The organism is Prevotella disiens (assembly GCF_900454955.1).
GTDB classification, from domain to species: Bacteria; Bacteroidota; Bacteroidia; order Bacteroidales; family Bacteroidaceae; genus Prevotella; species Prevotella disiens.
In genome coordinates this window covers 1-12,856 of record NZ_UGTL01000002.1, presented here as the reverse complement: position 1 = coordinate 12,856, position 12,856 = coordinate 1, and the positions used below count along the sequence as shown (strand labels likewise).

Sequence of the window (12,856 nt, the reverse complement as noted above, 5' to 3'; positions counted from 1 at the left end):
TTTCTGCCCCCTCCGTGCATACTCTGAAATTTGGGATGGGTATAAAAGAAAAGTATCATAACTACTTGTAGCTATGATACTTACGATTTTCTTAGGTTTCCCTCTGATGTTCATTTCAGAGTACCTAAAGCGGAGAGAGAGGTTTATGAACCAAACTCTGCTAACTCGTTGTAATTAAATGTTCTATCAATTTTGACAAATCGGTAGTGTAGCATTTTTGTAGCAGTATTTTGACCGCTTGATGACTACCATTCTGACTACCTGTTGAAAGCACAACTGCTCTCTTTTCTTGGGTACAAAAGTATATAAAATTGTACTAACCTCCAAATCTTTGTACCATAAATATTTAGATATTTTACTGCTACACTTTCCAGTGCAAGGTGCAAGCCCCTATATATAAGGGGACTTGCACCTTGCACTGGAGGGATTTTCTCAAAATTATTTGATTTTGTTCTGGAATGATTGTTATTACAATGTATTTTCGTTTATGAATTCTAGAAAACAAACCAATTAAATCATCCCATGTTGACATCGCCCATCATATTCATCTGCACCTAATGCAAGCCACCTTGCATGGGATGCAAACATTTGAATGTGGCGGGTTGCTCAAATTTAGGTGCTTTTGTAACTTTATACATATGAAACAGTTGCACAAAACCCTAAAGGAAAAGCGAGAACATGAAGGATACTCACAGGAGTATATCGCTGAAAAACTGAAAGTTAGCTCAAGTACCATCTCAAGATGGGAAACAGGAGCCGTATCCATGAGTATAGTACAAATTTGCAGCTATGCCAAAGTTTTGGAAATGGATGAGAGTGATCTGCTTGCATCTATTGCAAGGAGAAGAAGAGAAATACCACCCCCATTTATCCGACTGGGCATAGACGTGTTTGACGAAGAGACTTATGGAAAGATAATGGATCTCGCCAAGGAATTGGGACCGCAGCACATTATCTTACAAACCAAATTATAAAGGCTGATGGAAATAATAGCAGTAGAAAGCCAAGCCTATCAGGAACTGATAGACAGGCTCAACCGAATTGAGCAGTATGTTGAGCGCACCTCCCGTCTTATCCAAGATATAGATGATGAGCTGGAGATGACCACGAAAGACCTTATCGGGACTCTGAATGTTTCAGAGTCCACCCTTTACCGTTGGCGCAAGAAGCAGTTGGTGAGGTATCGCTACACCGAGGGTGGTGATGTGCGTTATTTTTTCAAGTCTATCGTGATTGCCACGAAATGCAACCGCCTCCGTGTTTCCGGTATGAGGAATGACGAGGTTCTTGGTCGGCTCAACCGTTTTAAGGATAATCTTATCATGAGTTCATGTCTTAACCCTAAAAACAGACAACTATGATAGAAAAAGAACAGATTCTTTTGCTTACTCAAGGAGGTTTGAATGTATTTTCCCATTTCCTTGGTTTTGAGGTGAATCTTCACCGAAACTTCCGTAGCCCCTTTTATGACGACAAACGGGCTTCCTGTCATATCTACTATGATAGGAAAACTTCTTCTTATAAATTCTATGATCATGGCGATACCACCTATTCAGGGGATTGCTTCTGGTTTGTGGCAACGTTGCGTAGTTTGAATTTGAAAACGAATTTTCCCGAGGTGTTGGAAATCATCGTACAAGAACTTGGATTATATTCTTTATGTGATGCTGAAAAGCATAACAAGCATATCACACCGTCATATAAAAATCCTATAGCCTCCAGTCCTACGGTCGAAAAGACCAAGCGGACGAAAGAACGACCATATAGTTTCGAGATACAGCCATTTGACGATGGACTGCTGAACTATTGGGCGCATTATGGTATCCATGAAGATACACTCCGGCTTTTTCGGGTACGGAGTCTTAAACGGTATGAGAGCGTATCTGCCGAGGGCAAGAAGTTTGAACTTCACAGCTCACCGACAGAACCTATATTTGCCTATATCGGAAACGGCTATGTAAAGATATACCGACCACACAGTCCGAAAATCCGCTTTCTCTATGGTGGAAGAATGCCTGCCACCTATTGCTTCGGTATGGAGCAGATTCCCACCAAAGGAGATATGCTTTTCATTACAGGTGGTGAAAAGGATGTACTCTCATTGTATGCACACGGCTTCAATGCAATTTGTTTCAACAGTGAAACCGCACAGATACCGACAAGTATCATCGAGAGCCTTCAGCTTCGCTTCCGACATATCATACTTCTGTATGATGCTGACGAGACAGGCGTACGCGAGAGTCACAGACAAGCAGAACATCTGACAGAATACAAAGTATTGAACCTTTCACTTCCGCTAAGTGGTACGAAGTCTGAAAAAGACATTTCAGATTTCTTTGCCTTGGGCAACGGTGCAAAGGAACTGAAAGAGCTGCTTGCCAAGATGTTCTCAGACCTATACAGCCAAACCATGATGATGTTACGTTCATGTGAAATTGATTATGAGAATCCACCAGACATTTCCAAATCAGTAGTAGCAGTAAACGGTGTGCCACTCGGCACGCAGGATAACCTGTTCTGCATTACTGGAGGTGAGGGGACAGGCAAGAGCAACTATGTCGGAGCCATCCTTGCCGGAGCGTTGGGAGAAAAACGATTGCCGATAGAGAATACCTTGGGATTGGAGATTACCGCCAATCCCAAAGGCTTGGCGGTCCTACACTATGACACGGAACAGTCCGAGGCACAACTCCACAAGAATTTGGGCAAGACATTACGCAGGGCTTCTCTGACAGCAGTACCTGAATATTATCATTCTCTGTATCTTGCTTCGCTTTCCCGTAAAGACCGGTTGAAACTTATCCGTGAGAGTATGGACCTGTTTCATCACAAGCATGGGGGCATCCATCTTGTGGTGATTGACGGCATAGCTGACTTGATACGTTCCGCCAACGATGAAACGGAAAGTATTGCCATTGTGGATGAGCTTTACCGTCTGGCAGGGATTTACAACACCTGCATCATCTGCGTACTGCACTTCGTACCGAATGGTATCAAACTCCGTGGGCATATTGGCTCCGAACTTCAACGCAAGGCGGCAGGCATTCTCTCCATAGAGAAAGATGACAATCCTGAATACTCTGTGGTGAAAGCTCTGAAAGTCCGTGACGGAAGTCCGTTGGACGTACCGATAATGCTTTTCGGCTGGGATAAGGCTGAGGACATGCACGTCTATCGTGGCGAGAAGTCTAAAGAGGACAAGGAAAAGCGCAAGACCGATGAATTGATTGGCGTTGTCAAAGAAGCCTTCCGAAATTCTTTCAAGCTCACTTACCAAGAACTTTGTGAAGTTCTGATGCGAGAAATGGAAATCAAGGAAAGAACCGCAAAGAAGTACATCGCCTATATGAAAGAACAACGTATCTTGGCACAAGATACCAATGGTAACTATCAAAAAGGAGAACTATGCCGTACATAGATTATAAAACCGAAGACACTTGGCAAAAACGCCTGTTCAACAAGCTGATAAGCGTCGAGGATAAACTCGACCGCCTGCTGATCCTGCAAGAGCAATCTGTTGATACAACTGTCCATCCTCCCCTGAAACCGGAATATCTGGATATCATAGATGTATCCAAGATACTCAAAGTAGAACAAAAGACCATCTATAATTGGGTGTGGGCAGGAAAAATTCCCTATCTTAAAGCCAATGGCAGGTTACTTTTTCTTCGGGAAGAGATAGATAAAATGGTACGGAAGCGAGATGATTGGTAATTTTTATCACTTAAAAAATATCTGCAATTATTTTGCTGAAACAAAAAAAATACTTACCTTTGCAATCAGAAAGTTAGTTGTGGATTTCCACACTCAAAGATAACAGTACTCGCTTGGCATACCGTAAGATCTGCTGGCGAGTCATTTTTTTTATAGATACTATGGCGAATAAAGAATCACGTTCCATTCAGGAACAAATCGATTTACTGAAGCATAGAGGCATGATTATAGAAGATGAGGAGTTTGCCCATCTTCATTTAAGTCATATCAGCTACTACCGTTTGAAGGGGTATTGGTGGGATATGCAAACAGACAAAGAACGGCATATATTCAAGAATGACGCCAATTTTAAGGACGTTATCACACGATATTTCTTTGATAAGGAGTTGCGTCTTATCTTGTTCGATGCCATTGAAGCCATAGAGATTGCGTTGCGGACGAAGATGATTTATCATCTTTCACAATCATACGGTGGGCTGTACTATATGGATAAGGGACTTTTCAACAATGAAGAGCTCCAACAGCAACATATACATGATCTGATGGGCGAGTTTATGCGTAGCAGTGAGATTTTCATAAAAGACTACAAATGCAAATATGGAGTGTGGGAGGACAGAAAATGTATATCTCTTACCCAACAGCCTGACGCATGGATTATTTTTGAAGTTGCGACTTTTGGAACACTTTCAAAGATATATAAGAATCTTAATCATCAGTTACCGGAAAAGGCAAGAATTGCCAATGAATTCGGACTTAATATGCATACAGAACTCTCAAGCTGGCTTGAAGCCATCTCCTATTTGAGAAATATTGTCGCCCATCATTCAAGAGTATGGAGTCGAAATATGGTAAAACGTCCAATGGATATTAGTAATCCAAGAGGCATTTGGCTGCAACATCCTCTTTCGGAATTCTCTAAAAAGAAGCCATTTCTAATCATTACTTCCATGTTATACTTGTGCAATGCTATCAATGCTGGAGATACATATAAGAGAAAGACAATCTCACTGATAGAGAAAAATCCGGACATTCCTATTTATAAGATAGGTTTTCCAGACCATTGGAATAGGGAATCTATCTGGCAATAATTTTGTACGGGAATTTCAATTGCAATATTCCCGTACTTTATTTATGTCTACTAAAAAAAATGAAAGTAAGACATTTTTGCTTCCATTGGATAATAAACATGCGTTTAGTGTCTCCATTTGGGTCTGAAGTTTTGTGAACGATTGTCTTCTTTCTTGTCATGAGTAGGATAACTCTCGTTCTTTACTCCAGCTGAGTGATTGTTGTTAGACAAATTCTCTCCTTGGTTTACTTTCTCCGTCTCTTCTTTTTCCTCCTCTGGCGGTGCAAGCGTAAGCGCAATCTTTCTGTCCAATTCTGCTGCCTCCCCCTTGAGCACGCGCAGTTCGCCCTCTTTCTTCCATGAGCCATTGGCAATATTGGTGTAAACGTCTTTGTTGGCTGCTGCCTTTGCCATTTCCTTCTCATGCGACTCTATCACTTTAGGGATACGCTCCAAGGCATTTACGAAGTTCTCGCAGGCAAGTTTCGGGTCTGCCGCTAACTTACCGTTATTATAGGTATAGTGGATGCTTTCCTGTCCCTTGACAAAGAAGCGGTTCATCGAGCAGTCGAACAAGTCCTTGGAAGTGCTCTCCGTCTTGACCATGATGGAAAAGCCGTAAACCTCGCCAATCTTGTTGTACTCGCTCTTGGTACGAGCCTTTTCCTCTATCTCATGCAGACGGGCGGCGATGACCTTTATGTCGGTGCTGTCCTCTACACCTTTGATTGTCAGTTTATTGACGGGCAGTCCCTCCTTGTCCCGTTCCACACGCTGCTCAAAGCAAGCCAAGTCAGCTTTAGCTTCCTTAATCTTGTCGGAATGGAAGGACACGGAACTCTCAATCTCTGCCAGCTTGCCCGTTGCGGCATCACGCTCACGGAGAAAATTCTTGCGCTCTGATTCCAAGGTGGTAATCTTCTTATCCAATCTTGCTTTCTCCAAAAGGTCTGTGTTGCCTGAAAGCACTGCTACATATTCTGAGAAGTTCATACCACTGTCCTCGTCCATCGAACCCTCATCAATGGTACGGCTACCCAAGGTGTTTGTTTTTAGCTGGTTGATAAAGAGCTGTTTGTTGTGCAACAGATTGAACTTATAGCTATCCAAGGAACGCTCTACGGCATAGATGATGACATCGACCTTGTTGTCCGCAAACTCCTTGGCGACAAGATTTCCCTTTCGGATGGCACGCCCATTGCGCTGCTCCAAGTCCGAAGGTCGCCAAGGCGTGTCCAAATGATGGATAGCCACAGCTCGTTGCTGGGCATTGACTCCAGTTCCCAACATAGAGGTAGAACCGAAGATAATGCGAATGTCACCACGATTCATCGCATCTACCATCGCTTTCTTTGCTTTCTCGTTCTTGCACTCCTGAATAAAACGTATCTCGTATGCCGGGATATGGTAGTCCTCCACTAATTTACGCTTTATCTCCGAATAGACATTCCATTCGCCGGGCTTGTAAGTCCCCAAATCAGAGAAAACAAACTGCGTCCCTTTCTGCGCATCATACTTTTGATAATAGTCATTGAGCATCTTGGCACAGTGACTTGCCTTGTTGTCGATATGATCTGAGTAAGCATTTTCATCTATCATGCGTAAATCTAAGCTCATCTTGCGGGCGTAGTCGGTTGCTATCAACATCTTTGCCTTTTCCTCGCTCTCGCTGAGCGGTGCACGTCCCAAGAGTGTGGCATTGCCCGTCTTGGCGAACTCCATCAGCTTGCCGATGAATTCTTCCTGCTCTGGCGTGGGCGGTATGTTGTGCAGTATCTCGTTTTTCTCGGGACGGTCGATACCGATGTCCTTTGCCGTGCGGAAATCGCAAATCTCCGCATAAAAGGCAGCCAGCTCTGGCACCTTGATGAAGGTGCGGAACCGCTCTTTCTGGATAATCTCATTGGTGATGGAGAACTCATAGTCGGTCGATTTCTTGGCAAAAACTGCTGCCCAAGCATCAAAACTGTTGATACCCTGCTTCTCCAAAGCCTGCGGGCGCAGATACTTGAACAGAAGATACAGTTCCGTCAGACTATTGGAAATGGTCGTTCCTGAAAGGAAAGTAGCTCCCAAATCCTTGCCCGACCGTTCTTGTATGGTACGAATGGCAAAGAGCATGTTCAGGGCACGCTGCGAGCCGTCCGGATTGCCCAAGCCCGACACTCTGTCATGGCGAGTGTTGAACATCAGGTTTTTGAATTGGTGGCTCTCATCCACGAACAAATGGTCGATACCCATCATCTTGAAGTCCACGGCATCGTCTTTTTTTTCGGCGATGCTGTCCTGTATGTTCTGTAACTTGGCTTCAAGTGTCTGCTTGCGCTTTTCCAAGCCTTTGAGCATACCACGGGAAATCTCCGCTCCTTGCATACGCAGGACTTCGAGGTTTTCCTCCACAGAGTCCTTCTCCTTCTGCAAGATAGCCTCTTGTACTTCCAAGGCTTGCGGTATCATGCCGAACTGCTCGTGCGTGAGTATGATACAATCCCAGTCATTGTTTTTGATGTCATTAAAGATGCGCTGGCGGTTCTGCTTGCTGAAATCATTCTTGCCCGGATAGAGAATCCTTGCATTGGGATAAGCCTTGCGGAAGGTATCGGCAATATCGAATACATTTGCCTTCAGTCCGATAATCATCGGCTTGTTTGCCAGTCCCAACCGCTTCATCTCATAGGCTGCCGTACACATGATGAGTGTCTTTCCCGCTCCCACCTCGTGGTCGCAGATGCCGCCACCATTGGTTTTGAGCATCCATACGGCATCCTTCTGACTCTTGTAGAGGTCGGCAATGCCCAATCGTCTAAGGTCAAGGTCTGGAAACGTCTGGTGCGTGCCGTCAAAGTTGGGTCGTACAAAACAATTGAAAAGGCGGTTGTAACGGTCGGATAACTGCTGCTTGAAGGTGTCTGGCGTGCGTCCGAGCCAATCGACAAAGCCCTGTCTGATTTCCTCAATCTTGGCATTTGCCATCTGTATGGCGTGTCCGTCACGCACCTTGATGGTCTTGATTTCTCCCGTAACCTTATCCGCCACCTCCTTGCTCTTGTTGATGTCGGGAATGGTATTGTGCAGGGCGTGCTTCAGGAGATTGATACCGTCATAACGGCGGAACTCACCCTGTACGGCATACTTGTGCCAGATATTGGCATTCTTTCGGTCGCAGACAATGCTGTACTCGTCCATGTTGGAATGGTAGGATACGCCAATATCCGTGCCGAAAAACTCCGAAGCGAACCTACCATAGACCTTGGCAGGTATCCAGCGTTCACCGAGATTGAAGTCAAGGTCTGCAAAAGGAATGGGTGTTGGCGTGGCTGCACGCAGCGCAGCAAGGCTCTGCTTTGCCTCTTCGTGGTCGGGATGTTCCAAGAGCCATGACTCAATACGCTCCGCCTTTTCTATTACATTGCCCGAAATGAACTTGTCCGCAACCTCATAAGCATTCTCTTCGGGATTGAAATAGATGCGGCCTTCTAAGGAAGAAATGATGTCGCTTTCCTCCATATCAGGTAAAAGCGAACTCATATAGTCAAGTTCCACCGTACCGTACTTGTTAAGCGATGCGCCCAGTGCCTCCATCGGGTCTGTGGCAACGGTCAGCTCCGTGGTAGAAAAAACTGTTGGATGGTCAAAGATGTCCGCCTTGACGTACCTGCCGTTTTCAGAGCGTTCCAAGAAGAGCATTTCCACGCCTGTGGCATCCATCTTGATGATGTCGGTGTTCGCCTTCTGGTTAAAGTAGCCCCAGCGTGCAACATAGTCATCATATAGGTGGTTGAGCCTGTTTCTATCTTCCCTGTCTTCTGCATGGTTCTCTGCCTCGTAGTCATAGAGACGATGATAGCACTCCCGTATCTCGATATAGCTTTTTAGTCGGGAAAGCTGCGCATACGGCAAGTCCATCGGGTTAAAGGTTGGATGTCGCTTTAAGTCGGAAAGAAACCCCACCTGACCTTTCTGCACGACAATGGAACCATCTCTCAGGTGAGAGTCCGGCAATGATAGAAAAGGGCGTGGTGAAGCGTCAAACTCTTTCTTAACCTCTGTTATCGGTTGTGGCTTCCGCTCTTCGGCTTCGTTCATAAAGTCAAAGAGGGATGGCTCAAGGTATGAAGGGGAGGCAGTCTTATTATTGCCCTTTCTTTTGGTTTTACGCCCCGGAGTGACAGTCGAGTGTGTTTCCTTGTTCTCCTTTCCTACTTTGTTTTCTGGATGCTTTTGGACTGTCTGAACCTGTGGTTTAGGGGCTTCCTTAATCTCGCCGTTCACGCGCTTTACTTCCTGCGTCCAGAGATTGTATTCCACCGGAGCGAATAGTGAAGGCTGCTCCGTTTCCTGTCGCTCGTCCATGCTGTCCATCACCGGGTGGTGGTCATCATCAAAATAGACAGTCTGCCCGTTCATCTCCCGTGGGGCTTCCACATCGGTGCGAATTTCTCTCACCTTCTGCTCATATTGACGGTGAAGGCTAAGTACGGGTACGCCCTCTGGGACTGATTCTTCAATAGTAGAGCCTGCCTCTTGTATCTGTACTGTCTGCTCACCGCCCGTTTTATCCACTTGCCCACTTACCTTTTCAACTTGGACTTCCTCTTTGGCATTTTCCGTAGAAAGGCTATCCTCCATTGTCGGAGTCTGAACTTCGGGTGCAGCCTTTTCCTTGATTTCCTCTGTCACCACTTCTTCTTTGGTATATTGTCCCCTGACGACTTCTTCCAGTTCGGCTATCTCGTGCAATTTCTTAGGAGAGAAGTACAGGTCTCGCTCAATACCCAATCCATGTATCTTCACTTCCTCCATCTCGTCAAGCGACATATTACCCAACTCCCAGCCGTAGCCCATTGTTACGACACCGAAACCAATGCGAGTTTTGGGGTCATATTCTAAGAGATAAGCCGTATATGCTCCCATCGGGAAGAAATAACGTGCGTAGGCGACCTTATCACCAATAAGTTCCTTTTCCGTGCTGTAAAGTTTAGGTAGTTGCTTCCTGATACTGTCGGGCATCAAATTATAGGCATTCTTCGCCTCCTTGTGCACTTTGGGATCCTCTTTGGGTAAATTTACCGTTATACCTAACTTTCTCAGTTGTTTTTCAGCTTCTTTCTGCCGTTCCTCCTCCGTCATAGGTATGCCTGTTTCATAGAGTTTTCGATCAAAGCGTTGCTCAAATTCCAAGGAGAGCTGTGCCCTGATACTCTCCGCCATATCGTCAATGCTGCCATCGAAGCGATACTCCCATGCAGGCTTGCCGTATGGGTCTTTGCCCATTATGCGTTCCGTGGCGATGATACGGTGGGCAATGTCTTTCCAATCTCCTGCAAAAAGTGAGTTGTGCTTGAAGACGACAGAAGAGCCTTCTTCTTTGGGAACGGAAAGAGTTTCTACAAACTGCTGTTCAATCCCCTCGCTGATTTCTTTACCAGTCTGCTTCTGCAGGACGATGAGGTCACTGCCTACGTCTGTTCCTGCATTGTCTGAAAACATACCTGATGGCAGTCGGAGAGCAGAGATAAGGCGGCTGTTCTGCATAAGATAACGACGTATGGCTTCATTGCGGGGACTGTCCAATACACCCTGCGAGGTGATGAATGCCAGCAAGCCACCTTCCTTGATGCAGTCCAATCCCTTTACAAAGAAGTAATTGTGGATGGCTCGTGTGGATTCCCTCTTAAGAACATCCTTGCCCTTGCTGTACTCACGGTCATAGACCATAAAATCCCCGAAAGGAATGTTACTTGTAATAAGGTCGTATTTTTCCTTATCTTCCAACTCTCCGATGGCTTCAAAGGGTTCTTGGCGGACAATGATATTGCCTTGCCCATAAGGATGAATGGATTGTGAGATACGGGCAGTGAGCAAATCTTTTTCCATTGCATCGACCATTCCAGCCCTTTTAGCAAAAGTCTCGGTAAAGGCTCCCATGCCTGCCGAAGGGTCCAAGCAGCGACGTATGGGTACATCTACAGAAGTAAGCGCATCGGAAATGGCGGCAACGATACGGGTATCTGTATAGAAAGACGTTAGTACGCTTGCCTTGATGCTCTCCCAGTACCGCTTGGCGGTATTGGCATCGACGGCATCACGGTAAATCATCTGTTTGAGCCTTTGGGTAGGCTCGAAGAGTTGTTGCTCCGACTGGCTCCAATAGCGGAGATCATCGGGACTGTCACATCGGTTCAGCACGCATTTCAAGCCACCGAAGCCCTGATAGTTGCGCAATATGTCTTTCTCGGCTTCGGTGGCTTCGCGGCGTTCTTTTTCCAAGCGAAGCACAACACGGATGGCTTCTGTGTTGGCTTCAAGGACGTTTTTCTTATTGTATGCCATAGTGTTTCTTTTTTAATTAAGGAGGAGGAAAAAGGTCGGAAGATAAAAGAATATCACCTTCCGACCTCTTCTGTTCCGCTTTGTTTCTATAGAGATTATCTCCCTCGTTGTTTTCCTTTCCTGTTTTCAAATTCAAAAGATGTGGTGTAATCTTCATTAAGGACAAGTCGGGCGTTGAACTTTTTGCCTGCCTTGCTCGTCAATCCTCTGAGGATGGGTGTATGTCCTGTAGCCAGCAAGTCCTGGATATGGTCTTCTGTGAGAAGCGTGCCGCAAACCTCACGGAAGACGCGGAAGTCGCAGCCCTCGTGCCTGCATTTGGCGACTTTGGTATAGATGCCCACGCTCTCACTGCCACACTTGGGGCAGCGATAGGTGGGATAAGACTTCTGTTTGGGGGCAAGAGAAAGCAGTTCCTCACAAATGGTGCCAACGTAGGAGTTGATGCCTTGTGCAAACTTTTCGGGCGGCATCTGTCCTGCTTCGATGGCAGCAAGGGTAAGTTCCCATGAGCCTGTCATCTCCGCATTGGCGATTCGCTTGTCCTTGACAATCTCATAGACAGCCAAGCCTTTCTCGGTCGGTACAATGGCTTTCTTCTCTCTGCGGATGTAATCACGGAGGATAAGCGTTTCGATGATGTTGGCACGGGTAGCAGGTGTTCCTATACCGCACTCCGCCATTGCCTTACGCTTGTCTGACTCCTCCACATCCTTACCCGCATTCTCCATAGCAGAAAGTAAAGTAGCCTCCGTGTAGAGTGGTTTTGGCTTGGTCTTATGCTCGGTGATCTCAGCAGAAACAAGAGGCAAAATCTCTCCCTCTGTCAAGTCAGGAAGGGAAGGCAACACCTGTTCATCATCGTTTACCTTTTTCTCTACATCAGCAACCAGTTCTTTCTGTACGGCTTTCCAACCCAAAGAGATTTGTCGGCATGCTTTCCAAGTAAAGGTGTTGGTGCCGTCCGTGAACCGTACCTGCATATGCTCTTCCTCTGAATTGGAGGAAAAGGCTTCGACAAAGCGATTAACCACCATTTGATAGATAGTTGTTTCATCTGCCGACATTCTTGAAGGCGTTTCTCCTGTAGGAATAATGGCGTGGTGGTCAGTAATCTTGGCATTGTCCACCGAATGACGGTTAAGCGGAGTCGGAAGTGTTTCTCCTATCTTGCGGAGCAGGACGGGTACTTCCTCGAAAACATCCTCACTGATGTATCGGCTGCCTGTGCGGGGATAGTTCATAGAATAATGACAATGAAAGAAGAATGGGTAAGTACAAACGGAAACACTTGAACAATAACAACTTATACACTTTTCTGCATTTTGAGATATGGCAAGATTGAGCGAAAAACGGCAATAGTTCCGTTACCAACTCGTAACCCATAGGGCACAAAGCAAAAAGGGGTTACGAATTGAATATAAACAACTGTGGCATAGGTTTTTATTCCTCATCTTTCATTTTTCTGCATAGCTCAAGAACTCTTGTTCGTATTACCTTTGCAAGCAAAGGAAATTAGAAAAAAAACGACAGAAAAATGAAAGAAAACAAACTGAAAGTCTCGTTTTTCACACAGGCTAAACGAGCGGACAAAAAAGGCATGGTGCCGCTTATCGGACGGATAGAACTGGGCAGGAAGTATTCCGCCTTTTCCGCCAAAAAGAAAGTCCCATTATCTCTTTGGGATAGCAGAAAGCAACGTCTTCTCGGCAAGAGTGCCATCGCAAATTCTATCAACCA

Annotated in this window: 6 protein-coding genes and 2 pseudogenes; 6 read left to right on the top strand and 2 right to left on the bottom strand. The window is 45.7% G+C overall.

What is annotated here, in order from left to right; genetic code table 11:
- Window positions 1–638: 638 nt before the first annotated feature.
- From DYI03_RS10490 to DYI03_RS10470, 5 genes are all read left to right on the top strand, one after another.
- Complete coding sequence (locus DYI03_RS10490; protein WP_025064766.1) at window positions 639–974, top strand: helix-turn-helix domain-containing protein; 336 nt, start codon at window positions 639–641, stop codon at window positions 972–974.
- Window positions 975–980: 6 nt separating this feature from the next.
- Window positions 981–1,361, top strand: a complete 381-nt coding sequence (locus DYI03_RS10485; RefSeq protein ID WP_025064767.1) for a MerR family transcriptional regulator — start codon at window positions 981–983, stop codon at window positions 1,359–1,361.
- Window positions 1,358–3,418 carry a bifunctional DNA primase/helicase gene (locus tag DYI03_RS10480; protein WP_115367964.1) on the top strand — a complete coding sequence of 687 codons (2,061 nt, stop codon included), beginning with the start codon at window positions 1,358–1,360 and terminating at the stop codon, window positions 3,416–3,418. The genes DYI03_RS10485 and DYI03_RS10480 overlap by 4 nt, the downstream gene beginning before the upstream one ends.
- Window positions 3,406–3,714, top strand: a complete 309-nt coding sequence (locus DYI03_RS10475) for a helix-turn-helix domain-containing protein (RefSeq protein WP_021668077.1) — start codon at window positions 3,406–3,408, stop codon at window positions 3,712–3,714. Before DYI03_RS10480 ends, DYI03_RS10475 begins: the two co-directional genes overlap by 13 nt.
- Window positions 3,715–3,875: 161 nt before the next feature.
- Entirely contained in the window at window positions 3,876–4,802 is a 927-nt protein-coding gene (locus DYI03_RS10470) for an Abi family protein (protein ID WP_021668076.1), read from the top strand.
- A gap of 104 nt (window positions 4,803–4,906) precedes the next feature.
- Here the strand turns inward: DYI03_RS10470 and DYI03_RS10465 are convergent, their stop codons facing one another.
- Window positions 4,907–11,116, bottom strand: a complete 6,210-nt coding sequence (locus DYI03_RS10465; RefSeq protein WP_115367963.1) for a DUF2958 domain-containing protein — start codon at window positions 11,114–11,116, stop codon at window positions 4,907–4,909.
- Between the two features lie 95 nt (window positions 11,117–11,211).
- Window positions 11,212–12,354 (bottom strand): annotated as a pseudogene (locus tag DYI03_RS10460) (type IA DNA topoisomerase); the annotation flags it as partial.
- Window positions 12,355–12,653: 299 nt separating this feature from the next.
- On the opposite strand from DYI03_RS10460, the pseudogene DYI03_RS10455 reads away from it, so the two are divergent.
- Window positions 12,654–12,856: pseudogene (locus tag DYI03_RS10455) on the top strand (site-specific integrase); the annotation flags it as partial.